Source organism: Streptomyces akebiae, from assembly GCF_019599145.1.
Classification (GTDB): domain Bacteria; phylum Actinomycetota; class Actinomycetes; order Streptomycetales; family Streptomycetaceae; genus Streptomyces; species Streptomyces akebiae.
Map to the genome: position 1 here is coordinate 2,116,873 of NZ_CP080647.1, position 24,409 is coordinate 2,141,281.

Consider the following 24,409-nt stretch of genomic DNA (forward strand, 5'->3'; position numbering starts at 1 on the left):
CCTCCCGTGGGGAGGGCCGGGAGGGACGGCGCGGCCCCGCCCAGGCGGAAAGGCGCAGGCGGGGCCAGGGGTGGTGATCCCCAACGGGGGCGTGGGGATCACCGGCTCACAGCTTGGCACTGGATTCGGCCAGGCGACAGAGGTGTGACTGAAATCAGTCGCACGAAAAGGGCCTCGGCACAGGCGCCCTCACCGCCGGGCCGGTGCGGCTCACACCGGAGGCGTCGGGGATCGGAGTGCGGCGCGGATGCTCTCCGCCGCGGTGGTCAGGGCCGCGACGATCTCCCGCACACGTTCGGGCTCGTAGCGCACGCTCGGCATGGACACCGACACCGCGGCGACCGTGTCACCGTGGGCGTCGGTCACGGCGCGGCCGAGCGCGACCAGGCCGCGTTCGGAGCGCTCCAGGTTGAGGGCCACGCCGCTGCGCCGGACCGCGCGGAGTTCGCCGCGCAGCTCGGCCGGGTCGGGGCGTTCCTCGGCCGGATGCGCGGGAGCGCTCGCGTACAGCGCGTCCAGTTCCTCGTCGGTGAGAGCCGCCAGCATGATCAGGCCCCCGGTCACCAGGTGCGCGGGGAACACCATGCCTTCGCGGCTTCCCACCCGCAGCGCCTGTGAGCATTCGACCGAGGCGATGAACCTCGCGGTGCGCCCGGTGCGGATGCTCAGGTTCGCGGTCTCGTCGAGGGTGTCGACCAGGGTGCGCAGGGGGCCGAGGGCCGCCGCCCGGAGGGCCGAGGCGTTCGAGTGCGACTGGGCCGCGATCTCCAGGACCGGGCCCACCCGGTAGCTGCGGTCCTCGTCCTGGACCGCGAAGTCGCGGTAGACGAGCGTGGACAGCAGACGATGGGCGCTGGAGCGGGCCACCCCGATCCGGCCGGCGGCCTCCGAGACCGTGAGGGGCCCTTCGACCTGCAGAATGACCGCCAGTTGCAGGGCGTGGTCCACGCTCGTCACTCCGTACGGCGGCGGGCTCTTCATCGACTTGGCCATACGGACCACCTTCCCACGCTGTTCTGCTGAACAGAATCCACTGTTCCGGGAGGCGTCGCGCGGAGCACGGTCTCCGTATGACCGAACCCCGCGACGGGGTCTCCCCCGTCTCACTGACCGCCGAGGAAGGGCCGGACCAGCCGTCGGTGACTCCCGCGCTCGAAGACCTCTACCGCGGTTTCGAGAAGGCCCTGCTGGTGCCGCTGTGGACCCGGATCGGGGACCTGATGCCCGAGCACCCGCGCTCCAGGGCTCGGCCCCACCGGTGGGAGTGGAGCACCCTGCTCGATCTGGCCGGCCGCTCCGGCGACCTGGTACCGGTCGGCCGGGGCGGCGAACGGCGCGCGATAGCCCTCGCCAACCCGAGCCTGGGCGGCAGACCGTACGCCACCTCGACGTTGTGGGCCGCCATCCAGTACCTGATGCCGGGCGAGGACGCGCCCGAGCACCGGCACACCCAGAACGCCTTCCGGTTCGTCGTCGAGGGCGAGGGCGTGTGGACGGTCGTGGAGCGTGACCCGGTGCCCATGCGCCGGGGCGACTTCCTGCCGCAGACCGGGATGAACTGGCACGCGCACCACAACGCCGCCGACCATGCCATGGCCTGGATCGACGGCCTCGACATCCCCTTCCAGTACGACATCGAGGCGCAGTTCTTCGACTTCGGCCGCGACAGGCTGTCCGAGGAGGAACACACGACGCCCGACCGCTCGCGCTCGGAGCGGCTGTGGGGTCACCCGGGTCTGGTGCCCGTCTCCCAGCTCGGCCGCGGGCGGGGCACGCCGCTGCTGTGTTACCGCTGGGCGGACACCGACGCCGCGCTGACCGACCAGCTGGAACTGGAGCAGGCGGGACACCCCGGCACCGTCGAGCCCGGCCACGCCCTGGTGCGCTACACCGATCCCGCCCACGGCGGGGACGTCCTGCCGACCGTCCGCGCGCAGTTCCACCGCGTCCGCAGCGGCGTGGAGACCGCCCCGCGCCGGGAGACCGGGTCGTCGGTGTACCAGGTGTTCGACGGGTCGGGCCAGGTGACCGCGGGCGACTTCTCCTGGTCGGTCACCCGCGGCGACCTCTTCGTCGTCCCGTCCTGGACGCCGCTGTCGATCCGTTCGCAGGCGTCGCCCTCGGACTCGGACTCCGGGGCACTGGACCTGTTCCAGTTCAGTGACGCTCCGATCCTCTCCAAGCTCGATCTGTTCCGCACCCACACCGAGGAGACTCACGCGTGAAGCTCGCCACCATCCGCCTCGAAGGCCGGACCGCCGCCGTCCGGGTCGAGGGAGACTCGCTCATCGATCTCGGACTGCCGGACGTGGGCGCGCTCCTGGCATCGCCCGGCGGTCTCGACACCGCGGCGCGGACCGACGGCGCTGTTCTGTCCGCCGCCGACGTGGTGTTCGCGCCCCTGGTGCCACGTCCCGGCAAGGTGATCTGCGTAGGGCTCAACTACCAGAACCACATCAAGGAGATGGGCCGCGAGCTGCCGGAGTACCCCACTCTCTTCGCCAAGTTCGCCGACACCCTCATCGGCGCCCACGACGACATCCACCGTCCCGTCGAGACCGAGCAGTTCGACTGGGAGGCCGAACTCGCCGTGGTCGTCGGCCGACGGGTCCGGCGCGCCGACGAGAGGGAGGCCGAAGCGGCCGTCGCGGGCTTCACGGTGCTCAACGACATCACCTGCCGCGACTGGCAGTTCCGCACCCGCGAGTGGCTGCAGGGCAAGAACTGGGACTCCACCACCCCGCTCGGCCCCTACCTCGTGACGCCTGACGAGGTCGGCGGCCCACGCCCCGCGCTCGACGTCCGCTGCGAGGTGAACGGGCGGGTGATGCAGCAGGACAACACCGGCGACCTGCTCTTCGACCCGGTCGACCTGGTCCGCTACGTCTCCACGATGATCCGGCTGAGCCCCGGCGACATCATCGCCACCGGCACACCCGGCGGCGTCGGCCACGCCCGCAAGCCCCAGATCTTCCTGCGGGAGGGCGACACCGTGGTCACCGAGATCGACGGCCTGGGCCGCCTGGAGAACCGGGTGATCACCGAGGGAACGGTATGACGGACCTGCGGACGGCACTCGCCTGGGTCGCCGAAGGCACCGCCCTGTGCCGCAAGACCGTCGCGGCGTTCGACGAAGCCTCGTACGGCGCGCCCTCGCTGCTGCCCGGCTGGAGCCGCACCCACGTCGTGGCCCACCTGGCCGGAAACGCCGAAGCGCTCGGCAACCTGGTGCGCTGGGCGCGCACCGGTGAGCGCACCCCCATGTACGGCTCCCCGGAACAGCGCGACGCCCGCATCGAGTCAGGAGCACGCCTGCCCGCGGACCGGCTCACCGCGTGGTTCGAGCGGTCCGCGCAGGCACTGCACGACGCCATGACCGAACTGACCGAGGCCCAGTGGCGCGCCGAGGTGGTCACCGCCCAGGGGCGCACCGTGCCGGCCTGCGACATCCCCTGGCTGCGCGCCAGAGAGGTCATGGTGCACGCCGTGGACCTCGACGCCGACGTGCGCTTCACGGACCTGCCGGAGGACTTCCTCGCCGCCCTGCGCGACGACATCGGCGCACGGCGCGGCGTCGGCACTCCCGCTGTGCTCGGTCCTTCCGCTGAGGTCACCGCGTATCTGGCGGGCCGTCCCCACCGGGGCGTGACCACCGTCGACGGCTCCCCCGCCGAACCTCTGGCTCCCTGGCTGTGACGACCGAGGGAACGACATGAGCACGGAGGACAGCCCCCGCCCCGACGTCCTGGTCGTCGGCGGCGGGATCGGCGGACTCTCCACGGCCCTGGCGCTCACCCGCCAGGGCCTGAGGGTGCGCCTGTACGAACAGGCCGCGGAGTTCGGCGAGGTCGGGGCCGGCCTGCAACTCGCCCCCAACTGCACTCGCGTCCTCGACGACCACGGGCTCCTGGACGAGGCCGTCGCGCTGGGCGTGCTGCCCGAGCGCATGGTGATGAAGGACGCGCTGAACGCCGAGGAGCTGACCCACCTCGACCTCGAAGACCTCGAACACCGCTACGGCTCTCCGTACCTGGTGATCCACCGCAGCGACCTCCACGGCATCTTCCTGCGCGCCTGCCGCCGGTCGGGCGTGGACCTGATCAATGGCGCCCGGTGCACCGCGTACGAGAACACCGTGGGCGGCGCGCGGGTCACCTTCGCCGACGGCACGGCCGACGAGGCCGAGGTGGTCATCGCCGCCGACGGCCTGCACTCGACGGCACGCCCGCTTCTCGTGGCCGACGAGCCGGTGAACTCGGCGTACGTCTCCTACCGCGGCACGGTCTCCTTCGATCAGGTGCGCGCCCACGCGGTGCACGAGAAGGACGTCGTGGTCTACGTCGGCCCGCGCTGCCACTTCGTGCAGTACCCGCTGCGCGGCGGCGAGATGTTCAACCAGGTCGCCGTCTTCGAGTCGCCCAGGGCCCTGGCGGGGGAGGAGGACTGGGGCACGCCCGACGAGCTCGACCGGGCCTTCGAGGGAACCTGCGCCCAGATCCGGCAGGGGCTGCCGCTGATGTGGCGTGACCGCAGGTGGCGCATGTACGACCGCGACCCCATCCCGAACTGGGTGACCGGCCGGATCGCGCTGCTGGGTGACGCCGCGCATCCCCCGCTGCAGTACATGGCCCAGGGCGCCGTGATGGCCATCGAGGACGGATGGGTGCTGGCCGAACACGTACGCGCCGGGCGCCCGCGGCGGACCGGGCACTCCTCCGGCGTCGACTGGGCGGCGGCCCTGGCGGCGTACGAGGCCGTCCGCGCGGAACACTGCCGCCGGGTGGTCCTCACCGCTCGCGAGTGGGGCGGGCTGTGGCACGTCGAAGGGACCAGGCGACTCCAGCGCAATGCCCTGCTGCGCTCACGCGACCCGTACGACTACGGCTTCACCGACTGGGTCTACGGCCCCACGGCGCTGACCCCCGACCGGTTGCCGGACCTCTACCCGGCGGTCTCGTTGGACTCGGTGCGGCTCCCGGTGTCGTGACCGGCCCGCGCGGCGCGCCGGCCGCCGTGGATCAGGCGGACGATCGTCCGCCGGGTCCGGGCGGTCGGCGGAACGGGTTGGGCAGCGGGAGGTAGCGGGCGGCCGCGCCGTCCGCTCCCGTCCATCTGAGCAGCAGATTCGTCTTGCCAGGCAGCGTGGGTGAGTCGAGCAGGTCGGCGACTTCCGGTACGTCGCCGTGGCGTTCCAGCTCTCGTCGTACGGCGGGCCAGGGGTCGACCGTCGGGTGGTGTTCGGTCAGGGCCGCCGCGATCTCCAGGAGGTTGTTGACGAAGAGGCAGTAGACCAGCCGTTCCCAGCCCGCCGCGCGGGTGACGTCCGGGAGGAGCTTGACGCCCTCGGCGTCGCGGTAGACCGCCTGGACGGGGGTGCCCGAGGCGTCGCAGACGATGACGGTGTTCTGCAGATGGGCCTCCAGCACGACGCCGTGGCCGTGGAACACGGCGAGGGCCGGGGGGACGACCGCGCGCAGATACGCCTCCCACCAGGCCTCGGGATCGGTGGTGCGGGCCGACGGGTTGTCCGGGAAGGCCTCGGCGCTCTCGGTGAGGGCGGCGGCGAGAAAGGGTGTCGTGCCGGGGGGAACATGGCCGCCCAGGCCGTCCCGCACCAGAACCGCCAGTTCCTCGAACGCGAAGGCGGCGCTGCGGTAGCCGCGGTCGCTGAGCCAGGCACCCGGTGACCCGGCGAAGGCCTCCGTGACCGCCCGGTCGGTGCGGCGCAGCGTGAGCAGGTCGTGCCGCCACAGCCGACGGATGTCGTTGGTGATCCGCACGTCGAGGCTGAACTTCAGGAACAGGTCGGAGGCGAAAGCGCGCCCGGTCACCGGCTCGCTCGTGGACGGGGCGACGCGCACGCCCTCGGGTCCGCCCTCGCGTACGGCCTCGGACAGGTACACCGTGCGGATCGCCGCCGTGGGCCACGCCGCGCCCGCCGTCCGGCCCAGCCGCACGAGGCGGCCGTCCGCGAACGCCTCGGCCAACTCGCCTCCCACCAGGTCGAGTTGCCAGGGGTGGGCCGGGAGGAGCCGATAGCCGGGCGGGGCCGAGCCCAGTGCGTCGAGGGCGGTGGTGTCGCCCTCCTCGACGACCGCGTCCTCGCGGACCCCGAGGAGGACCAGCGGGAAGTGGACGTACGCCTCCGGCGCGTACGGCAGCCAGGCGGTGACCGGGCCGCCGCCGCGGGCCTTGGGGGCGGGATGGTACGGATGGCCCGTGATCAGGGACTGTTCGGAGCGCCGGTACGCGTCCTCGGGCACCGGGGCGTGGGCGCGCGCGGCGAGGAGGGCGGCCACGGCCTCACGGCTGTCCAGCATCTCGGAGGGCAGTTCGGAGTTGGCGAGGCCGGTGAGGGCGCGGAGTTCCTCGGCGACGAGTTTGACGAGGTCGGTGTGGGTGAGAGCGTGCCAGGCGCTCTCGGCGCGCACCTCGGGCTGGGTGGGGCGGCGGCTGCCACGCACCCGCAGGAGGCGGCCGCTGCCCCTGAGACGGTGCACCCCTGCCGACGACCCGGCCGACTCTCCCGCTTCCCGCAGAAGACAGTTGAGCAGCGGTGCGGCGGCGTGGGCGTCGGCGGCGGCGCCGATGCTGTCGCGGGGCGGGTTGGCGTCCACGGGGTCCATTCGTTTCTTACGGTGCACTCGTGATCAGTATGTCTGCCCCTCACGCTCCGTCGCGATGCGGCCGTGCGGCGTCCGGCCGCGCTGCCTTCATGCGTCGCGGCGGAGGCGGAGGGGCAGTGGTCGTACGCCGACGTCCGAACCGACATCCCTGCCGCTACCCGTACCCGCTCGACACCGCCCCCGCACCCGCCCCGCATCCGAGGAGCCCCTCCGTGGCCCGTCACCCCCTGATCGACGCCGACGCCGAGGCCGCGCTCGGCGCCGAGTTGAGCGCCGTACGCCCTGATCTGACCCTGCCGCTCACGACCGCGCTGCCCGGCGCCCGGGCGGCCGTGCTGTCCCGGCTGTGGCGAGGCCTCGTCCACGAGCCGCTGCCCTGGGTGGTCCGGCGGGACACGGCCGGAGGGGACGGGGTCACGCTCCACCTCGCCGACGGCCGCCGACTGCACGGCCCGGCGGTCGACCCGTACGGCACCGCCGCGCAGGTCGAGGAGGTGTGGCTCGACGAGCGGGCGTACCGTCGCCCGGCGCGGCTGATGACCGCCCTGGCCGTTCCGCACAGCGCCGCCTTCGCCGCCGAACTGGACCACAGCGTCGCCTCGTTGGCCCTGTCACGCGCCAACCGGGCTCCTTCGCGGGTCACCTTGGCGGACTCGTCCCCGAGGGCGGGCTGGATGTGGGAGCAGGCGATCGTCGACGGGCATCCCTTCCACCCCAACTGCCGTTCGCGGCCCGGATTCTCGGCGGTCGACCAGCTCGCCTACGGGCCGGAGCACCGGCCGGTGGTGCAGCTGGGGCTGGCGCCCGTCGAGGACGCGCTGGTCGTCGGGGAGTGGCCGAAGTCGCTGCGGGACGGCGGGCGGGTGCTGGTCCCGGTGCATCCGTGGCAGGCGGCCCATGTCCTCAAGTGCTCCCTGGGGGAGGTGATCGAGGCGCATCCGCTGATGTCCCTGCGCACCCTCGCCCTCGCGGACGGCGGGCCGCACGTCAAGACCGCGCTGAGCGCCCGGCTGACCTCCTCCGTGCGGGACATCTCCGTCTACTCGATCGAGACCTCGGCGATCGTGTCGGACTTCATGGCCGAGGTCGCGGCCCGCACCGACGGACTGCTGCACGTGACCCGCACGCTCGGCGCGGTCACCGCCGGTTCGCCGGATCTCGCGGCGGTGCTGCGGGAATCGCCGGACACGTACGCGGACACGGCGGCCGGCGAACGGGTCCTGCCGGTGGCGGCGCTGGCGACGACCGAGCTGCCGCGGTCGCCGTCCTGGCTGGCGGACTTCACCCGGCTCGCGCTCACGGTCTCCCTCCGGCTGCTCGACCTCGGCGTGGCCCTGGAGGCGCACGGACAGAACCTCCTGGTGGTCCTGTCCCCGTCGGGTGCCCCCCGCCGTCTCGTCTACCGCGACCTCGCGGACATCCGGGTCAGCCCCGCACGCCTCGCCCGGCACGGCATTCCGGCCCCGGCCATGTCCGGCCGCATCATCACGGACGACGCGACCACCCTGCGGCGCAAGCTGTTCGGCGCCCTGATCACGGGCACGCTCGGCGCGACGGCCGGTTCGACGCCCGTCCTGCGCGAGGCGCTCACCACCGCCGTACGGGACCTGCCGCGCACCGCGGATCTGGTCACGTTGCTGGAGGGGCCGGTACCGACGAAGGCGTTGACGCTGATGCGACTTTCGCCGGAGCGGCCCGGCGACATCTGGGCCGAGCTGCCGAGTCCACTGCGGTGAACCGCTCGGTGAACGGCTCGGTGAACGGCTCGTCAACAGGGGGTCTCGTTTTGAAGCGAGACCCTCCGGATCAATAGGATCCGCCGATGATCACAAGACAACGGCTGGCAGCAGGGGTGTTCGCCCTGCTCGCCGCCCTGACGGCCGGGATCGCGGTCCCGTCCACGGCCGTCGCCGACGAGACCACGGCCACCGCGCCCAAGGTCAACCTCCTGCTGGACGTCAGCGGTTCGATGCGGGCGAAGGACATCGACGGCCAGTCCCGCATGGCCGCGGCGAAGCAGGCGTTCAACGAGGTGCTGGACGCCACCCCCGAGGAGGTACAGCTCGGCATCCGCACGCTGGGCGCCAACTACCCGGGCGACGACCGGAAGACGGGCTGCAAGGACACCGCGCAGCTCTACCCGGTGGGACCGCTGGACCGCACCGAGGCGAAGACGGCGGTGGCCACGCTCGCGCCGACCGGCTGGACCCCGATCGGCCCCGCGCTGCTGAAGGCGGCCGACGACCTGGAGGGCGGCGAGGGCACCAAGCGCATCGTGCTGATCAGCGACGGCGAGGACACCTGCGCCCCGCTCGACCCGTGCGAGGTGGCCCGCGAGATCGCGGCGAAGGGCATCGGCCTGACCATCGACACGCTCGGCCTGGTCCCGAACGCCAAGATGCGGCTGCAGCTGAGCTGTATCGCCGAGGCGACCGGCGGCACGTACACCTCGATCGAGCACCGCGACGAACTCACCGACCGGGTCAACCAGTTGGTCGACCGGGCCGCCGACCCCGTGGTCGTGCCGAAGGCCGTGGAGGGCGCCGAGGCGTGCGCGCAGGCGCCCACGCTCACGTCCGGTCTCTACACGGACCGCGGCGAGTTCGGCCAACAGCGCTGGTACCGCGTGGACGTGAAGCCGGGTCAGGAACTGCGGGCCTCGGTGAGCGTCGCCGCGGACCGTGACGTCAACCCGGACTACGGGGTGCTGCTGCGTGCCGTGACCACCAAGAACCGCGAGATCGTACGCGGCGAGGCGGCCGGCACCGGCCGTACCGATGTCATCTCGACCGGTCTGCGCCATCCGAAGCCCGAGGCCGAGGACGAGGACGAGGAGGACGTCGCCGAGACCGTGTGTCTCCAGGTGACCCACTCCTACTCGCCCGCGAGCGGCGTGAAGACCACGCCCGGACTGCCGCTGGAGATCACCGTCGACGTCGTGGACGGCTCCGACCAGGCCGCCGACGTGGCCTCCTTCGGCCTCGGCCGTGGCTGGTGGCTGCTCGGTGTGCTGGTGCTCGTCGGGTTCCTGGCGGGTGTGCTGTGGGGCTGGCTCTCGCGCTGGCGGGTCGCGGTCTGGAGGACCAACTGATGCGTATTGCACGTGTGTTGAGCGCGGCCCTGCTGACGCTGGGCCTGGCCGTCTCCCCGGCCGTGGCGGACTCCACGCCCTCCGCGAGCCCCTCGGACGGCGGTGACGCGCCCACCGAGGCGGGCACCTCCTTCCGTACGGCCACGGAGTTCGAGCAGGGGCAGACCGCGACGGCGAGCGCCTCGACCGGTGACTACCTGTACTGGTCGTTCCCGGCCGACGCGGGGCAGCGGCCCACCGTCCGGGCGAGCGTCAAGCTGCCCGAGGGGGCCGAGTCCTCCTCGACCTGGCAGATCGACGTGTACGACGGACTGCGGCGCCGCCAGGCCTGCCAGTACGGCGCGCAGACGCGGACCGCCGCGGCGGGGGCCGGCTCCGTCGAGCTGTCCTGCACGCTGCGTACGGTCCGCGCCTGGTCGGAGGAGTGGGCCGACGACCCGCTGCCGGGCACGTACTACCTGCGGCTCACGACGACCCGGCTGGCCACGGCCGACCTGGGTCTGCCGGTCGGCACCGAGGTCGAGGTCGACTCCAAGGACATCGGCGGCTCGGCGGCGGTCGACGGCTCGCTGGCCCAGCCGTTGGTGCCGGGGATCGCCGTCGCCTCCCGGCAGGAGGACGACGAGGACTCCTCGGCCGAGGCCGTCCTCTCCTCCCTCGAACCCGACGACGGGTGGGCCTCCGGCTGGTGGAGCGACCGCTGGGTGTGGACCGCGCTGGGCGCGGCGCTGGCCGCGCTGGCGGGCATCGGCGGGTACACACTGACACGGGGATCGGGCAGACCGCGGCACGTGCCGCCGCCGGGTGCCTGACGCCGCACCAAAGGCCCGCCGGAGAAGGGGGTTCGGCGGGCCCCGGCGCCGGAGGGGGCCGGTTGAGGCACCACCGCTGACTGCGGCCGAGGGGGGCTTCTCGCGCAGTTCCCCGCGCCTCTCAAAGATCAGGCCCTCCGGGCCCGGAGGTGCGGGGCGTGCGGGCCGAGAAGCAAGGGGCGGAGCCCCTGCTTCCCAGGGGCGCGGGGAACTGCGCGAGAAGCCCCACCTACCCGCAGCCGACAACGACGCTCCACGCCCGCCTCCCTCACCCTCCCTCAGCCCTCCCGCAACTCCTTGGCAAGCGCCCCCTCCCCCGCCACCTCGACCCGCCCCGCCCGCACCGCGTCCCTCAGGCCCAACTCCCCCCGCCCGAGAGCGCCGCAGGTGTCCGCGTCGAGGGTCAGCCGTACGTCCGCCTCCCCGGGCGCGGGCCCCTCCCCGTACACCGGTCCCTCCTCGGTGCCCGCCCACACATGGAACGCCCCTTCCTCCAACCGGACTTCGACCAGGCCGGCGCTTCCTCCGCCCAGCCCCCGCAGCAGCGGCAACGCGAACCAGTGCGCCCGTACGGCGTCCGTGGCCCGGCGCTCCCCGAGCACCGACTCCCCCCACGTGCCCAGCGCCTGCAGTACCGGCAGCAACTGCCTCCCATGGTCGGTGAGTTCGTACACGTAGGCCGCTCCCGGCGGCGGCAGCCGACGCCGTGTGGTCACCCCGTCCCGCTCCATGTCCTTCAGCCGCGAGGCGAGCACGTCCGTGCTGACGCCCGGCAGATCCGCGTGCAGATCCGTGTAGCGGCGCGGCCCGGCCAGCAGTTCACGCACGATCAGCAGGGTCCAGCGGTCACCGACGAGGTCGAGCGCGCGGGCGGCGGAGCAGTACTGGTCGTAGCTTCGGCGAGGTGACATGGGACGCAGTCTAGACATGTCGTTGGACTTTCCAAGCGTCTACTTGGTAAAACCAAGCAACACAACAACCGGAGGGCGAGAGCGCATGGAGTTCCGGCAGTCGAGCAAGCTCAGCGAGGTCTGTTACGAGATCCGCGGCCCCGTGATCGAGCACGCCAACGCACTGGAGGAGGCGGGCCACAGCGTCCTGCGCCTCAACACCGGCAACCCCGCGCTCTTCGGCTTCGAGGCGCCGGAGGAGATCATCCAGGACATGATCCGGATGCTCCCGCAGGCCCACGGCTACACGGACTCGCGCGGCGTCCTCTCGGCCCGCCGCGCGGTCGCCCAGCGCTACCAGGACCGGGGCCTCGACGTCGACGTGGACGACGTCTTCCTCGGCAACGGCGTCTCCGAGCTGGTCTCCATGGCCGTACAGGCGCTGATCGAGGACGGCGACGAGATCCTGATCCCCGCCCCCGACTTCCCTCTCTGGACGGCGGTGACCACCCTCGCCGGCGGCAAGGCGGTCCACTACCTCTGCGACGAGCAGGCCGACTGGTACCCGGACCTCGACGACATGGCGTCGAAGATCACCGACCGCACCCGGGCGGTCGTCATCATCAACCCGAACAACCCCACCGGCGCGGTCTACCCCAAGGAGATCATCGAGGGCATCCTCGACCTCGCCCGCCGCCACGGCCTGATGGTCTTCGCCGACGAGATCTACGACCAGATCCTCTACGACGACGCCGTCCACCACTCGGCCGCGGCGCTCGCGCCCGACCTGGTCGTCCTCACCTTCTGCGGCCTGTCCAAGACGTACCGCGTCGCGGGCTTCCGCTCCGGCTGGCTGGTCGTCACCGGTCCCAAGCAGCACGCCCGCAACTACCTGGAGGGCCTGACGATGCTGGCCTCCATGCGGCTGTGCGCCAACGCGCCCGCCCAGTACGCCATCCAGGCCGCGCTCGGCGGCCGCCAGTCGATCACCGACCTCACCACCCCGGGCGGCCGCCTCCACGAGCAGCGCAACGTGGCATGGGAGAAGCTCAACGAGATCCCCGGGGTCTCCTGCGTGAAGCCCAAGGGCGCTCTGTACGCCTTCCCCCGACTCGACCCCAAGGTCCACCGGATCCACGACGACGAGAAGTTCGTGCTGGACCTCCTCCTCCGCGAGAAGATCCAGGTCGTCCAGGGCACCGGCTTCAACTGGCCGACACCGGACCACTTCCGCATCCTCACCCTCCCCCACGCCGACGACCTGGACGCGGCGATCAGCCGGATCGGCCGCTTCCTGAGCGGGTACCGGCAGTAGCCGGCGGCGGGTACCGGGGGTGGTCCGGCGTTCCCGGCACCTCCGCGTACGCGGAGCACGCCGTCGGCGTACGCGGCCGTCCGGGCATCGGCACGCACCCCGCATGGGTAGCCCTTCCCCATGACCGATCGTCCACTGCTCCTCCTCGACGTCGACGGCCCCCTCAATCCCTTCGGCGCCCGATGGTGGCGTCCGCGCGGCTACGTGACCCACCGGGTGCGTCCGGCCAACTGGTCCTCCCGGCAGAAACCGGGCTCCCGGCGGCTGCGTCGGGGCCTGCGGATCCGGCTCAATCCGGCGCACGGCGAGCGACTGCTCGCGCTGCCCTACGAACTGGCGTGGGCGACGACGTGGATGCACGACGCCAACGAGATGATCGGCCCGGCGATAGGGCTGCCCCGCGAACTGCCGGTCATCGAGTTCGCGAACCTCTTCGCCGAGGACCCGGACGGGCTGTACTGGAAGACCCGGCGGGTCCTGGAGTGGGCGGCGGGACGACCGTTCGTCTGGGTCGACGACATGATCACCGACCTCGACGTACGGCATGTGGCCGAGCACCACGACACCGCGGCGCTGCTCATGCGGATCGATCCGCGCAGGGGTCTGCGGGAGGTGGAGTTCCGGGAGTTGGAGCGGTGGGCTCGTACCCTGTGAGGCATGGGTGATCTTCTCCTCGTGCGGCACGGTGAGACCGAGTGGTCGATGTCCGGGCAGCACACCAGCTGGACCGACATCTCGCTGACGGACCGCGGCCGCGAGCAGGCCCGCGGCCTCGCCCCGCTGCTCGGCTCGCACCGCATCGGTGCCGTGTTCGTGAGCCCGCTCAAGCGTGCCCGGGAGACGGCCGACCTGGCCGGGCTCCACGGGGCCCGCGTCGACGCGGACCTCGTCGAATGGGACTACGGCGGGTACGAGGGCGTCACGACCGTCGAGATCCATCGCACCCGGCCGGACTGGTTCCTGTTCACGGACGGCGTCGCACCGGGACCGGCGGAGCACCCCGGGGAGAGCCCGGAGGAGGTCGGCGCGCGGGCCGACCGCATACTGGCGAAGGCGCACGCGGCGCTGGCGAACAACGAGGGATGCGTGGTGCTCGTGGCCCACGGGCACTTCCTGCGTGTCCTCACCGCCCGCTATCTCGGGTTGCCCGCCTCCGCCGGCGCGCTGTTCCAGCTGGCCACGGGCACGGTCTGCCGGCTCGGTACGGAGCACGGCCGTCCGGTCGTCGCGGGGTGGAATGTCAGACCCCCCTCGTAGCCTTCGAGTGGGTCGGCCCACAGCCGGTCGGGGTGAGGGACCCATGGCCGGTCCGGGTGCGGGGACCCACGGCCGGTTCTGGTGAGGGAGGGTGCCGTGACACGACCGCCGACCGCCGCCCAGCGGCGGATCATCGACGCCGCCGAGCCCGTGACCGGGCGCCTGACGGGTACGGAGCACCAACTCGCGGCCCTGGTGAAGCGAGGGCTGGCCTTCCGGCATCCGCGCCCGCCGCACGACCACTTCCTCACCCCGGCCGGGCATCGCATACGGGAGACGGCAGCGGTCTCGGCCGCGCAGACGGCTCCCCGGGAGACGGCCCGGACGGACACCGCGACCGCCTCGACCGGTGTCTTCGCCGCGCGGGTCGGCGGGGAGGAGGCCGCCGCCACCGGACCGGCTCGTACACGTGAGGTCCACAGCGCCTGGCAGGGGCTTCTGGAGCTGCGCAGGATGACCAACACCGGCGGCGCCACGGACCGGCCGTGCGCCTGGGAGCGCTCGCACCTGGTGCAGGCCGCCGCGCTGGCGTTGGAGGCCGCGGGCCACCGACCCGCGGGAGCGGACACGACGGGCGCGGGGGCCGCGGCGCCGGCGGGCGGGGGTTACCGCGTACGGGCCACGCCCCAGCCCGAGGCCGTCGCCGTACGGGAGCCCGACGCGGGGGCGCTGCGGGCCTGCGCGGCGACGCTGGAGGCGGCGGGCTGGCAGGTGGGCGAGCACACCGATCCCCGTACGCGCGAGCGGTATCTGCTGGCGTCACCGAGACGGGCCTAGGCCCTGTCGGAACCGCCGCACCGGGCAGGGCGGCGAGTTGCCGGCCGGTGAGGGCTCTGACGGCGGATCCCGCGCTGTTCGGGCGGTGAGGGCGGCCCCCGCCGTCCGGACGGCGGGCGTGGGCCCACGGTCCGGACAGCGGGGTCGCGTCACGGCTTCCGGTCCGCGCCGGACTGCCGCACCGCTCAGCCCAGCGGGTTCAGCAGCTCCGGATCGTTCTCGAAGGCGAAGAGCAGCAGGTCCGCCATGGTGAACCTGCCCTTCCGGTGGGACGGGAGGCTCGGGCGCCAGCCCGGGTGCTTCACGATCGACCGCCGACTGCCCTCCATCGCCCGGTGGAAGACCTCCGCGACGAGGGTGCCGCCGACACCGGTGAGGCTGCCGGGGCGTGCCTCGTTCACCTCGGCCTCGCGCAGCACGTAGAACCACAGCGGGGTGTGCTCCACGACCTGTGCGCGCTCGGTGTCGGTGAGGCCCTCCAGTACGGCTCCGCCGTTGCCCCGCAGGATCTGGTCCTCCGTCAGGGGCTTGAACCCCATCCGGGCGGCCAGTTGCGGCCCGGTGGCCAGCTCCACCATCGCGGCCCGCATCAGGTTGCGGAACGCGAGGTTGCGCTGGACCGGCGGCGGGGCCGGGCGGCCCCGACCGTCGAAGGTGCCGGTGGGCAGCGTGGACAGGGGGTCGACGAGCAGGGTGTCCAGCCGCTTGGCCACGTTGAACTCGCGCTCGGGCACGACCAGGTCGTCACGGCCGATCTCGCCGAAGTCGAACAGTCGACGGAAGTCGACGATCCAGTTGCTCGGCAGCCGCAGGTTCTCCCCGGAGTTCGGGTCGTCGAGGTCACTCAGGTCGTCCGGGCCCGGCGTGAGGTTGCCCGCCGTGCCGCTGAACCGGAACAGCAGACCGAGCGAGGCGATCGGACCGGGTCCGCCCGCGCGGAACACGCTGTTCCACTGGTAGGCCCCGCGGACCATGCTGTGCCCGAGGCGGTAGGCGGCCACCGAGAACTCGATGGGCATCGTCGGGAAGTCGCCGGGGCGGACGTACCCGGGCCGCTCGAAGTGCTTGCGCCCTCGGGTGAAGACCCGATCGACGATGTCCGGGTCGACGATGCGCGGCAGGAAATCGGTGCGCAGCACCCACTGGTAGTGCTTCACGACGATGTCCCGGGCCGCCTGGAACAGCCGGTGCTCGGGCACTCCGCGCTCGGCGAGCAGGTCGACGACCCGGTTGTGGAAGCGGATGAACGCCAGGTGGAGCTGGCCGACCGCGAGGTTCTCGTCGTTGCGCGCGTCCGGGATGAGCGGGGCACGCTTGTCGGCCCGGGTGCCGCCGGCCGCCTCGCCGGCCCGCGGCAGGTCGAAGCCCTCGCGGTCGATGTTGGACGTCGACTCGGGCGGGAAGGGCACCCCGAGCGTCGTGCCCGTCCTCAGACGGCCGTCGGACTCGTAGAAGCGGGCACTGCCCGCGTGGTGCGGGCCCATGCCGTAGAGCGAGTCCAGGTCGAGGGCCGGGCTGCGCCCCTGCACCAGATCCTCGACCGGGACCGGCTCACCCAGCCCCACCTGGGTGCGGTCCAGGGTCAGGTCGTGGTCGACGAACTGACCGAGATACGTGAACCCCGCCGGGACCGACGCCCCGGGCTCCCCCGAGTCGGGGTCGGCGCCGCCGGTGCCCGTGGTCATGGCCACGGCCAGCTTGCCGAGCAGTGCCTCGTCGAGCTGGACTCCCTTCTCGCCGAACCGGGAGAAGCGGAAGGCCATCTGCTGCTCGGTCGCGCTCGGCACGCGCGCGACCGCCGCCCCCTTCTCGAACTCCAGGATCCGACCCTCGTTGACGACGTAGTAGGTCTCGCGATGGTGTCGATGCACCATGTGTGTCCCCGTTCTGTCCCCCGGCTCCGCGAACGGTCACAACCGGACTTACCGGTTCTCCCCGTCGGTACCGGCCCCCACCGGACGCGAAGCGATCATTCGGATAAATCCCTGTTTCCCGACAACGTGTCGAGCGCGGGGAGCGGTTCCCGAACCGGGAAATCTACTCATATTGACGTAGGAAGGAGCCGTTCACGCCGGGTTCTCCCCCGTGTGGCCGTGTGTCCGCGCACAAGTGGGGTGTCGGCGGGTATTCCTCCCACGGCGTACCCCCCACCGCATCCCGGAGACACCATGCCGCTCGCCCGCCGTGCCCTGCTCACCGCGTTCGCCGCCGGTTCCGCGGCCGCCTGCACCTCGGCCCGCGCCGTCCCCTCGGACGACGCGCCCCGCACCGACAACGCCCTGCGCACGGCCTCGGTGGCGACCAGAAGGTTGCTGCCGGACCACTGGCGGCAGATCATTTTCACGGAGGGCAAGGAGAAGGACACCTTCCGCGTCTCGGGGAGCACCGGGCGCATCACCGTCGCCGGCGACACACCGGCCACGCAACTCACCGGTCTGAACTGGTACTTGAGGCATGTCGCGTACGCCGAGATCAACTGGGCGGGCGAGCAGACCGACCTCCTGCCCCGCGAGCTCCCCGGCCTCGACGCGGCGGTCAGCCGCCGGGCGAACGTCGTCCACCGCTTCGCCCTCAACGACACCAACGACGGCTACACGGGCGCGTACCTGGACTGGCGTTACTGGGAGCGCGAGCTGGACGTGCTGGCGCTGCACGGCTACAACGAGGTCCTCGTCTACGCGGGGGCGGACGCGCTGTACCACCGGGTGTTCCAGGAGTTCGGCTACGGGGAGGAGGAGCTGCGGGCCTGGGTGCCGGGCCCCGCCCACCAGCCGTGGTGGCTGCTGCAGAACCTGTCCGCCTTCCCCTCCCCGGTCTCCCGGCAGCTCCTGGACGCGCGGGCCGTACTGGGCCGCCGGATCGCCGACCGGGCGCGCGAGCTGGGAATGACGCCGGTGTTCCCCGGCTACTTCGGGACCGTCCCGCCGGGCTTCGCGGAGCGGGTCCCGGGGGCGCGGACCGTGCCGCAGGGCGAGTGGATGGGCTTCGCGCGCCCCGACTGGCTGGACCCGCGCGGGGACGAGTTCGCCCGGGTGGCGGCGGCCTTCTACCGCGTGCAGGACGAGATGTTCGGTCCGTCGACGCTGTACAAGATGGATCTGCTGCACGAGGGCGGCGACCCGGGGGACGTGCCCGTCGCCGACGCGGCGAAGGGTGTGGAGCGGGCGCTGCAGCGGGCTCGTCCGGGGGCCACCTGGGTGATCCTCGGCTGGCAGCACAACCCGCCGCGCGCGATCGTCGACGCCGTCGACAAGGAGCGCATGCTCGTCGTCGACGGTCTCTCCGACCGCTTCCCCACGGTCACCGACCGCGAGGCCGACTGGGGCGACACCCCGTACGCCTTCGGTTCGATCTGGAACTTCGGCGGGCACACCGCGCTCGGCGCCAACACCCCCGACTGGGCCGCCCTGTACGAGAAGTGGCGTACCAAGGCGGGCAGCAGGCTGCACGGCATCGCCCTGATGCCGGAGGCCGCCGACAACAACCCGGCGGCTTTCGCCCTGTTCTCGGAACTCCCTTGGCGTGAGGGCGAGTTGGATCTGAAGGCCTGGTTCGCCGAGTGGGCGCACGCCCGTTACGGCGCCGTGGATCCGCACGCCACGGCCGCCTGGGACATTCTGCGCCGCACCGCGTACGGCACCACCCGCGCCGACTCCTGGAGCGAGGGCGCCGACGGCCTGTTCGGTGCCCGGCCGGCGCTGAACGTCGTACGCGCCGGCCGCTGGTCGCCGAAGCAACTCCGTTACAGCGCGGCGGACTTCGAACCCGCGCTGGACGAGCTGCTGCGGGTGCGACCGGAGTTGCGGGCCACGTCGGCGTATCGTCGCGATCTCCTCGACGTGGCCCGTCAGGCGCTCGCCAACCGCAGCCGGGTGATGCTGCCGCAGATCAAGGCGGCGTACGACAGCGAGGACACCGCACGGTTCGAGAAGTCGAGCGCGGACTGGCTCTCGCTCATGGACCTGCTGGACGAGCTGGTGGCCACCGACTCCCGTCATCTGCTGGGCCGTTGGGTGGCGGAGGCCCGCTCCTGGGGCGCGGACGCCGCCGAGCGTGACCAGTTGGCGTACGACAATCTGTCGCTGCTGACCGTGTGGGGGACGCGGCAGGGCGCGGACGCGGGACTGCGGGACTACGCCAACCGGGAGTGGGCGGGGCTGGTCGGCGGACTGTACCGGCTGCGCTGGTCGACGTACTTCGAGGAGCTGAGGGCCGCGCTGGACGCGGGCCGGGCCCCGGCGAAGATCGACTGGTTCGCCCTGGAGGACCGCTGGGCGCGGAACCCGGGGACGCTCGCGACCGAGCCGACCGGGGACACGTACACGGTCGCGACACGGGTCCGGGACCGGCTCACGGCACTCTCCTGACGGATCGACGGATCACGGCTCGCCGCCACGGCACCCCCACGACCATCCGTGGGCGCCGCCGGACCGACAGGCGTACGGCGGCAGTCACTCGGTCGGCCGACCTGACACCGTTCCGGGGCGCGCACATCCGTCCGCGCCCCGGAGACGGCTGCCGTGGGCCTCACCGAGGTCCACGGCTCTGGTCGAGGGCCGTCCCCCTCGACCAGAGTCCAGTGGGTCAGGCCTCGGCGGCGATCCGCGCCAGCCGCCGCGCCTCCTCCCTCGTCGAGCGGGCGATCGCGTCCTCGTCGACATGCAGCAGGCGACCGTTCTCCACGATCTGCCGGCCGTTCACGAACGACGCCGTCACCGGGGCCGCCGCACCGAGAACCAGGGCGGCCACCGGGTCGGCGATAGACGCGTGGGCGAGGGTGTCGAGCTTCCAGAGGACCAGGTCGGCGAGCTTGCCGGGCTCCAGGGAGCCGATCTCCTGTGCCCTGCCCAGGACCTGGGCACCGCCGAACGTGCCGAGCCGGAGCGCCTGGCGGACGTTGAGGGCGGCCTCGCGGTGGGCGCCGAGGCGGTTGACGAGGAGGGCGTTGCGCAGTTCGGTGTGGAGTTCGCCGGACTCGTTGGACGCCGTGCCGTCGACGCCGAGGCCGACCGGGACGCCGGCCGCCAGCATGTCCGGGACCCGGGCGATGCCCGCCGCCAGCCGGGCGTTGGACGACGGGCAGTGGGCGACGCCCGTCTTCGTACGGGCGAAGGCGTCGATGTCGGAGTCGTTCATGTGGACGCAGTGGGCCATCCACACGTCCTCGCCGAGCCAGCCCGTGGACTCGAAGTAGTCGGTCGGGCCCATGCCGAACAGCTCGTGGCAGAACTTCTCCTCCTCCACCGTCTCCGAGCCGTGGGTGTGCAGCCGCACCCCGAGGCGACGGGCCAACTCGGCTCCCTGGCGCAGCAGTTCGGTGGAGACCGAGAACGGCGAGCAGGGGGCGACGGCGACCTGGGTCATCGCGCCGAAGGAGGCGTCGTGGTGCCGCTTCACTGTCTCCTCGGTGGCGGCGAGCGCGCCCTCCAGAGTCTCGACCGCGAAGTCCGGCGGGAGGCCGCCGTCCTTCTCGCTGCGGTCCATCGAGCCACGGGCGAGCGTGAAGCGGACGCCCGTCTCGCGTGCCGCCCGGATGATCGAGCCCGACAGGTCGCCGGAGCCCTTCGGGAAGACGTAGTGGTGGTCCATGGCCGTGGTCACGCCGCCGCGGGCCATCATGCCGAGCGAGCCCTGGGCCGCCGCGTACGTCATGCGCTCGTCGATGCGCGCCCAGGTCGGATAGAGCGCGACGAGCCAGTCGAAGAGGTTGTGGTCGGTGGCGAGGCCCCGGGTGATCCACTGGTAGAAGTGGTGGTGGGTGTTGACCAGGCCGGGTGTGACCAGGTGGCCGGTGGCGTCGATCCGGCGTACGACGTCCGTCAGGCCCTCGGGGGCGCGGCCCTCGCCGACCGACTCGATGACGTTGTCCGCCACGACCACATGACCGGACGCGTACTCGGTGTCCCGCGCGTCCACGGTCGCGATCGCCGCGTTCTCGATGACGAGACGCTGGGTTGCTGCCATGGTTCGTCCTTCAGAGGTCTTCTGAGGGTCTCTCGGAGGTTGGTTCCGAGGTCTCTCAGAGGTTGGTGAGGTCCGCCGGGATCTTCGCTTCGCGGCCGTCCCGCAGGACGGTGGCCTCGATCAGGCCGTAGGGGCGGTCGGCGGCGAAGTACACGGCTCCGTCGGCGGTGTCGTTCTTCAGGCCGAACGGGGCCAGGTCCACCAGGAAGTGGTGCTTGTTCGGCAGGGAGAAGCGGACCTCGTCTATCTCCTCGCGGTTGTCGATGATCCGCGCGCCCATCTGGTACAGGGTCTGCTGCAGCGAGAGGGAGTACGTCTCGGCGAAGGCCTGGAGCAGGTGCTTCTTCACCTGCTCGTAGGAGGCCTCCCAGTCGGGAGCCGGCTGCTCGTCGTCGGTCCAGTTGAAGCGCCAGCGGCCGGAGACCTCGGTGGCGAGGATGCGGTCGTGCGCCTCGGGCAGGGTCGTGTACTTGTCCTTGACGAAGCCCCAGAACTCGGAGTCGGTCGAGTTCATGACCGTGAGGTCCTTGAGGCCGGAGACGATCTCCCACGACGAGCCGTCGTAGGTGATCTGTGCCAGCCGGGTCTCCTGGCCCTTGCGGACGAAGGAGTGCGCGCCCTCGCCGCCGTGCTCGATGCGGTCCCAGGCGTACTGCTCGACGCGGATGCGGGCCCGGTGGATGGCAGGCTGGGAGGTCACGAAGTGACGGGCGAGGTGGATGCCGAACTGCTCGGCGGAGTCGATGCCGTACTCCTTGGCGAAGGCGTACACCGTGTTCTTGGTGGTGTCCGTCGGCAGGACGTTCGCGTTCGAGCCCGAGAGGTGGACCTCGTCCATGTCGCCGCTCAGCGACACCGAGACGTTGAGGTCCTTGATGTGGTGGGTGGCGCCGTCCCGCGTGATGCGTACGACGCGGTTCTCGGCCTTGCCGTACTGGTTCGGTCCAAGGATGGGCATAGCTAGCTCCCTCGATAAACGGAGTAGCCGAACGGGTTGAGCAGCAGCGGTACGTGGTAGTGCTCGCCGGGCGTCACCGTGAAGGTGATGACGACCTCGGGGAAGAACACGGCACCGCTGTCCCGGTTCGCGGGGGCGTCCTGCTGCGCATCGGCTTGCTGCTTCGCGGTCTGTGCGGCGGTCTGTGCGAGGTACGGCTCGACCTCGAAGTCGAGTCGCACGTGGGTGGTGCCCTCCGGCAGAGCCGGGAGGTCCTTGCAGCGGCCGTCGGCGTCGGTCGCCGAGCCGCCGAGCGCCTGCCAGGGTGCCTCTCGTCCGGAGCGGGCGGCGACGCGGACGGCGACGCCCGCGGCGGGACGGCCGACGGAGGTGTCCAGGATGTGCGTGGACACCGAGGCGGTCGTGCTGGTGCTCATGTGCGGGCTTCCTCTTCGACGTCGACGAGCCGGGCCAGGCGGATGCGGTTGATCTTGCCCAGTTCGGTGCGGACGATCTCGCGTTCCCGCTCCGGCGCGTTGCCGATCCGGTCCCGGACCGCGTCGCGCATCTGCTCGCCGGTCCGGCCGGTGGCGCAGATCAGGAACACATGACCGAACTTCGCCTGGTAGGCCAGGTTCAGTTCGAGCATCTCCGCCTTGAGCTCGTCGGAGGCGCCGGCCATGCCGCGCTGCTCACGGGCGGAGGTCGGATCGCCCGGCGCGGGGCGGCCGATCGGGGGGTGCCCGGCCATCGCCTGCGCCAGATCCTCCTCGCTCAGCTCGGCCATGGCGGCGTCACTGGCGGCGAAGAGGTCCTCGGCGGTGGCGTAGGGGCGGTCGGCGAGCAGTCTGCGCCCCCATTCCGCCGAGGCGCACACCTCATGGAGCGCGGCGGCGGCCGCGTGCTCCTCCAGGGCGTTGAAACGGGCGAGGCCCGGTGTCGAGGAACGCGAAGTCACGGGAGCCTCCGTCGCCGTGGTGCTGGACTGGCTACGGCAAGCTAACGCCCCGCGACGACATCGCGTCAACAGTTTGTTGAAAAATCGCGGTTACGGCGAGATCCCCGCAGCCGTGCCCGCCGCGCCTCCCGGCAGGACCGAGGCGCCCGTCAGGCCTCTTTCTCGCGGTTGAGGTAGTTGTAGACGGTGAAGCGGCTGACACCGAGGGCGCTCGCGACGGTCTCCACGCCGTGACGCACGGAGAAGGCGCCGCGCGTCTCCAGCACCCGCACGATCTCCTGCTTGGCCTTGCGGTCGAGGTCGGCGAGCGGCCTGCCCTTCTGGCGCTCCATCGCGGCCAGGATGTGATCCAGCGACTCGGCGAGCTGCGGCAGCCGCACGGCGACGGCGTCGACGCCCTCCCAGGACAGGACGACGTCGTCGGGGCCGGCCTCGTCCGGCGGCAGCATGAGTCCGCCCATGGCGTCGACCAGCGGCTTGACGGCCGCGACGAAGCGCTCGTCGCCGGTGCCGGCGCCGACGCCGGTCACTCGCCGCCCTCCCCGATCACATTGACCTGGAGCGAGATCCGAGTGGCGCCGGACTCCAGGGTCCGGCGGAGCAGGGCGTCCACGGCCGTGAGCACGGCATCGGCTTCCCCTTCCGCCGTGTTGCCGAACGGGCCGACGTCGACCGCGTCCAGGTCGGCGGCCTCGACGACCTCCCGCGCCACGAGCGCGTGCGCCGGGGCCTCGTCGAGATCGAAGGGCTCGGTCGTGAACTCCACTCTCAATCGCACGGGCACAACCTAACGCGCGGTGCCGGATTCCACCGAGCCCTCTTGACAAGCTCCGACCTGCGACGGCAGTCTTCCATTAAGCAGAAACTAACTTCCATCATACGGAATATCATCCGGAAAGTGCACGGAAGGGAGCGTCCGAGGCCCCATGGGATTCGCGGAGCAGCGCTACACCGTCAACCTCTCGATCCTCTTCACGGAACTCCCGCTCCTGGAGCGCCCCGCGGCCGCCGCCGCGGCCGGCTTCACCGCGGCCGAGCTGTGGTGGCCCTGGGTCGACTCCCCCACGCCTCCTCGTTCCGAACTCGATGCCCTGCGGGGCTCGTTCGAGGACGCGGGCGTGCGGCTGACCGGACTGAACTTCTACTCGGGAGTGCTGCCGGGACCGGACCGGGGCGCGCTGTCGATCCCGGGTGCGGAGTCGGAGCGCTTCCGCGCCAACGTCGACGTGGTCGCGGAGTTCGCCGAGTCCGTCGGCTGCGGGGCGCTCAACGCCCTGTACGGCAACCGCGTCGCCGGTGTGGACCCGGCCGAGCAGGACGCCCTGGCCCTGCACCACCTGGTCCTGGCCGCGCGGGCCGCCGACCGGATCGGCGCGATCCTGCTGGTCGAGGCCCTGAACAAGGTGGAGTCACCGCTCTACCCGCTGGTGTCCGCCCCGGCCGCCGTCGGCGTGGTCGACAGGGTCAACGAGGCGTCGGGCCTCGGCAACGCGCGCTTCCTGATGGACCTCTACCACCTGTCCATGAACGGCGAGGACCTGCCGCAGGTGATCGCCGACCATGCCGGCAGCACGGGGCATGTGCAGATCGCCGACACCCCCGGCCGCGGCGCCCCCGGCACCGGGACCGTCCCGCTGGAGGGCCTCCTCGACCAGTTGGGCAAGGCCGGTTACGGGGGCCTGGTCGGCCTGGAGTACAAGCCGGGCGACCGGCCGAGCGCCGAGGCCTTCGCGTGGCTCCCCCGCGAAGCCCGCGCGGCCCGCGCGGCCCGCTGAGGGCCAC

The 24,409-nt window shown here is 72.0% G+C and carries 23 protein-coding genes; 13 read left to right on the forward strand and 10 right to left on the reverse strand.

Features of this window, described 5'->3' with window-relative positions; all coding sequences use genetic code 11:
* Nucleotides 1–210: 210 nt before the first annotated feature.
* The gene (locus K1J60_RS09300; protein WP_220645781.1) at nucleotides 211–993 is read right to left on the reverse strand and encodes an IclR family transcriptional regulator; all 783 of its coding nucleotides are present in this window, start codon (nucleotides 991–993) and stop codon (nucleotides 211–213) included.
* A gap of 77 nt (nucleotides 994–1,070) precedes the next feature.
* On the opposite strand from K1J60_RS09300, the gene K1J60_RS09305 reads away from it, so the two are divergent.
* From K1J60_RS09305 to K1J60_RS09320, 4 genes are read left to right on the forward strand one after another with little or no spacing between them, the layout of a single operon-like run.
* The gene (locus tag K1J60_RS09305; RefSeq protein WP_220645782.1) at nucleotides 1,071–2,225 is read left to right on the forward strand and encodes a cupin domain-containing protein; all 1,155 of its coding nucleotides are present in this window, start codon (nucleotides 1,071–1,073) and stop codon (nucleotides 2,223–2,225) included.
* Complete coding sequence (locus K1J60_RS09310) at nucleotides 2,222–3,058, forward strand: fumarylacetoacetate hydrolase family protein (protein ID WP_220645783.1); 837 nt, start codon at nucleotides 2,222–2,224, stop codon at nucleotides 3,056–3,058. Before K1J60_RS09305 ends, K1J60_RS09310 begins: the two co-directional genes overlap by 4 nt.
* The gene (locus tag K1J60_RS09315) at nucleotides 3,055–3,696 is read left to right on the forward strand and encodes a maleylpyruvate isomerase family mycothiol-dependent enzyme (RefSeq protein ID WP_220645784.1); all 642 of its coding nucleotides are present in this window, start codon (nucleotides 3,055–3,057) and stop codon (nucleotides 3,694–3,696) included. The genes K1J60_RS09310 and K1J60_RS09315 overlap by 4 nt, the downstream gene beginning before the upstream one ends.
* A gap of 16 nt (nucleotides 3,697–3,712) precedes the next feature.
* Nucleotides 3,713–4,987, forward strand: coding sequence for an FAD-dependent oxidoreductase (locus tag K1J60_RS09320; RefSeq protein ID WP_220645785.1), 1,275 nt, complete (start codon nucleotides 3,713–3,715; stop codon nucleotides 4,985–4,987).
* A gap of 31 nt (nucleotides 4,988–5,018) precedes the next feature.
* On the opposite strand, the gene K1J60_RS09325 is transcribed toward K1J60_RS09320, so the two are convergent.
* Nucleotides 5,019–6,626 carry an IucA/IucC family protein gene (locus K1J60_RS09325; RefSeq protein WP_220645786.1) on the reverse strand — a complete coding sequence of 536 codons (1,608 nt, stop codon included), beginning with the start codon at nucleotides 6,624–6,626 and terminating at the stop codon, nucleotides 5,019–5,021.
* Between the two features lie 212 nt (nucleotides 6,627–6,838).
* Between K1J60_RS09325 and K1J60_RS09330 the strand changes: the two genes are divergently transcribed.
* The 3 genes from K1J60_RS09330 (at nucleotide 6,839) to K1J60_RS09340 (ending at nucleotide 10,529) form a co-directional block, all read left to right on the forward strand.
* On the forward strand, nucleotides 6,839–8,362 hold the full coding sequence (locus K1J60_RS09330) for an IucA/IucC family protein (RefSeq protein WP_220645787.1): 1,524 nt from the start codon (nucleotides 6,839–6,841) through the stop codon (nucleotides 8,360–8,362).
* 86 nt (nucleotides 8,363–8,448) lie between these two features.
* On the forward strand, nucleotides 8,449–9,717 hold the full coding sequence (locus tag K1J60_RS09335; protein ID WP_220645788.1) for a VWA domain-containing protein: 1,269 nt from the start codon (nucleotides 8,449–8,451) through the stop codon (nucleotides 9,715–9,717).
* The gene (locus K1J60_RS09340) at nucleotides 9,717–10,529 is read left to right on the forward strand and encodes a hypothetical protein (protein ID WP_220645789.1); all 813 of its coding nucleotides are present in this window, start codon (nucleotides 9,717–9,719) and stop codon (nucleotides 10,527–10,529) included. Before K1J60_RS09335 ends, K1J60_RS09340 begins: the two co-directional genes overlap by 1 nt.
* A gap of 278 nt (nucleotides 10,530–10,807) precedes the next feature.
* Here K1J60_RS09340 and K1J60_RS09345 read toward each other — a convergent pair whose 3' ends face one another.
* On the reverse strand, nucleotides 10,808–11,440 hold the full coding sequence (locus tag K1J60_RS09345; RefSeq protein WP_220645790.1) for a winged helix-turn-helix transcriptional regulator: 633 nt from the start codon (nucleotides 11,438–11,440) through the stop codon (nucleotides 10,808–10,810).
* An 85-nt stretch (nucleotides 11,441–11,525) separates the two neighbouring features.
* Between K1J60_RS09345 and K1J60_RS09350 the strand changes: the two genes are divergently transcribed.
* The 4 genes from K1J60_RS09350 (at nucleotide 11,526) to K1J60_RS09365 (ending at nucleotide 14,768) form a co-directional block, all read left to right on the forward strand.
* Nucleotides 11,526–12,734 (forward strand): pyridoxal phosphate-dependent aminotransferase, encoded by a 1,209-nt coding sequence (locus K1J60_RS09350; RefSeq protein WP_220645791.1) that lies wholly within the window; start codon nucleotides 11,526–11,528, stop codon nucleotides 12,732–12,734.
* 120 nt (nucleotides 12,735–12,854) lie between these two features.
* The gene (locus K1J60_RS09355) at nucleotides 12,855–13,388 is read left to right on the forward strand and encodes an HAD domain-containing protein (protein WP_220645792.1); all 534 of its coding nucleotides are present in this window, start codon (nucleotides 12,855–12,857) and stop codon (nucleotides 13,386–13,388) included.
* A 3-nt stretch (nucleotides 13,389–13,391) separates the two neighbouring features.
* Nucleotides 13,392–13,991: a histidine phosphatase family protein gene (locus tag K1J60_RS09360; protein WP_220645793.1), complete on the forward strand. Its 600-nt coding sequence runs from the start codon at nucleotides 13,392–13,394 to the stop codon at nucleotides 13,989–13,991.
* Between the two features lie 96 nt (nucleotides 13,992–14,087).
* Nucleotides 14,088–14,768, forward strand: a complete 681-nt coding sequence (locus tag K1J60_RS09365) for a hypothetical protein (protein WP_220645794.1) — start codon at nucleotides 14,088–14,090, stop codon at nucleotides 14,766–14,768.
* 185 nt (nucleotides 14,769–14,953) lie between these two features.
* Here the strand turns inward: K1J60_RS09365 and K1J60_RS09370 are convergent, their stop codons facing one another.
* Nucleotides 14,954–16,642, reverse strand: a complete 1,689-nt coding sequence (locus K1J60_RS09370; protein WP_220645795.1) for a peroxidase family protein — start codon at nucleotides 16,640–16,642, stop codon at nucleotides 14,954–14,956.
* Between the two features lie 294 nt (nucleotides 16,643–16,936).
* On the opposite strand from K1J60_RS09370, the gene K1J60_RS09375 reads away from it, so the two are divergent.
* Nucleotides 16,937–19,135, forward strand: coding sequence for an alpha-N-acetylglucosaminidase (locus K1J60_RS09375; protein ID WP_220645796.1), 2,199 nt, complete (start codon nucleotides 16,937–16,939; stop codon nucleotides 19,133–19,135).
* Nucleotides 19,136–19,352: 217 nt separating this feature from the next.
* Here the strand turns inward: K1J60_RS09375 and K1J60_RS09380 are convergent, their stop codons facing one another.
* The 6 genes from K1J60_RS09380 to K1J60_RS09405 form a co-directional block, all read right to left on the reverse strand.
* Complete coding sequence (locus tag K1J60_RS09380; RefSeq protein WP_220645797.1) at nucleotides 19,353–20,732, reverse strand: 8-oxoguanine deaminase; 1,380 nt, start codon at nucleotides 20,730–20,732, stop codon at nucleotides 19,353–19,355.
* A 55-nt stretch (nucleotides 20,733–20,787) separates the two neighbouring features.
* A complete protein-coding gene (pucL, locus tag K1J60_RS09385) occupies nucleotides 20,788–21,690 on the reverse strand; it encodes a factor-independent urate hydroxylase (protein WP_220645798.1) in 903 nt (300 codons plus the stop codon).
* Nucleotides 21,691–21,692: 2 nt separating this feature from the next.
* Nucleotides 21,693–22,106 carry a hydroxyisourate hydrolase gene (gene uraH, locus K1J60_RS09390; protein ID WP_220645799.1) on the reverse strand — a complete coding sequence of 138 codons (414 nt, stop codon included), beginning with the start codon at nucleotides 22,104–22,106 and terminating at the stop codon, nucleotides 21,693–21,695.
* Nucleotides 22,103–22,627 carry a 2-oxo-4-hydroxy-4-carboxy-5-ureidoimidazoline decarboxylase gene (uraD, locus tag K1J60_RS09395; protein ID WP_220645800.1) on the reverse strand — a complete coding sequence of 175 codons (525 nt, stop codon included), beginning with the start codon at nucleotides 22,625–22,627 and terminating at the stop codon, nucleotides 22,103–22,105. The genes uraH and uraD overlap by 4 nt, the downstream gene beginning before the upstream one ends.
* A 149-nt stretch (nucleotides 22,628–22,776) precedes the next feature.
* Nucleotides 22,777–23,088 carry a helix-turn-helix domain-containing protein gene (locus K1J60_RS09400; RefSeq protein ID WP_220651380.1) on the reverse strand — a complete coding sequence of 104 codons (312 nt, stop codon included), beginning with the start codon at nucleotides 23,086–23,088 and terminating at the stop codon, nucleotides 22,777–22,779.
* Between the two features lie 65 nt (nucleotides 23,089–23,153).
* Entirely contained in the window at nucleotides 23,154–23,405 is a 252-nt protein-coding gene (locus tag K1J60_RS09405) for a thiamine-binding protein (RefSeq protein WP_220645801.1), read from the reverse strand.
* Between the two features lie 148 nt (nucleotides 23,406–23,553).
* Here K1J60_RS09405 and K1J60_RS09410 point away from each other — a divergent pair, with 148 nt between their 5' ends.
* Nucleotides 23,554–24,402 (forward strand): TIM barrel protein, encoded by an 849-nt coding sequence (locus tag K1J60_RS09410; RefSeq protein WP_220645802.1) that lies wholly within the window; start codon nucleotides 23,554–23,556, stop codon nucleotides 24,400–24,402.
* The last annotated feature ends 7 nt before the right edge of the window (nucleotides 24,403–24,409 follow it).

Bases quoted from the DNA above. Each gene is read 5' to 3' on its own strand.
- K1J60_RS09305 (WP_220645782.1), top strand. From the start codon at position 1,071: ATGACCGAACCCCGCGACGGGGTCTCCCCCGTCTCACTGACCGCCGAG.
- K1J60_RS09370 (WP_220645795.1), bottom strand. From the start codon at position 16,642: ATGGTGCATCGACACCATCGCGAGACCTACTACGTCGTCAACGAGGGT.
- K1J60_RS09380 (WP_220645797.1), bottom strand. From the start codon at position 20,732: ATGGCAGCAACCCAGCGTCTCGTCATCGAGAACGCGGCGATCGCGACC.
- K1J60_RS09320 (WP_220645785.1), top strand. From the start codon at position 3,713: ATGAGCACGGAGGACAGCCCCCGCCCCGACGTCCTGGTCGTCGGCGGC.
- pucL (WP_220645798.1), bottom strand. From the start codon at position 21,690: ATGCCCATCCTTGGACCGAACCAGTACGGCAAGGCCGAGAACCGCGTC.
- uraH (WP_220645799.1), bottom strand. From the start codon at position 22,106: ATGAGCACCAGCACGACCGCCTCGGTGTCCACGCACATCCTGGACACC.
- K1J60_RS09340 (WP_220645789.1), top strand. From the start codon at position 9,717: ATGCGTATTGCACGTGTGTTGAGCGCGGCCCTGCTGACGCTGGGCCTG.
- K1J60_RS09315 (WP_220645784.1), top strand. From the start codon at position 3,055: ATGACGGACCTGCGGACGGCACTCGCCTGGGTCGCCGAAGGCACCGCC.
- K1J60_RS09400 (WP_220651380.1), bottom strand. From the start codon at position 23,088: ATGGGCGGACTCATGCTGCCGCCGGACGAGGCCGGCCCCGACGACGTC.
- K1J60_RS09355 (WP_220645792.1), top strand. From the start codon at position 12,855: ATGACCGATCGTCCACTGCTCCTCCTCGACGTCGACGGCCCCCTCAAT.
- K1J60_RS09360 (WP_220645793.1), top strand. From the start codon at position 13,392: ATGGGTGATCTTCTCCTCGTGCGGCACGGTGAGACCGAGTGGTCGATG.
- K1J60_RS09335 (WP_220645788.1), top strand. From the start codon at position 8,449: ATGATCACAAGACAACGGCTGGCAGCAGGGGTGTTCGCCCTGCTCGCC.
- K1J60_RS09375 (WP_220645796.1), top strand. From the start codon at position 16,937: ATGCCGCTCGCCCGCCGTGCCCTGCTCACCGCGTTCGCCGCCGGTTCC.
- K1J60_RS09345 (WP_220645790.1), bottom strand. From the start codon at position 11,440: ATGTCACCTCGCCGAAGCTACGACCAGTACTGCTCCGCCGCCCGCGCG.
- K1J60_RS09300 (WP_220645781.1), bottom strand. From the start codon at position 993: ATGGCCAAGTCGATGAAGAGCCCGCCGCCGTACGGAGTGACGAGCGTG.
- K1J60_RS09350 (WP_220645791.1), top strand. From the start codon at position 11,526: ATGGAGTTCCGGCAGTCGAGCAAGCTCAGCGAGGTCTGTTACGAGATC.
- K1J60_RS09410 (WP_220645802.1), top strand. From the start codon at position 23,554: ATGGGATTCGCGGAGCAGCGCTACACCGTCAACCTCTCGATCCTCTTC.
- K1J60_RS09325 (WP_220645786.1), bottom strand. From the start codon at position 6,626: ATGGACCCCGTGGACGCCAACCCGCCCCGCGACAGCATCGGCGCCGCC.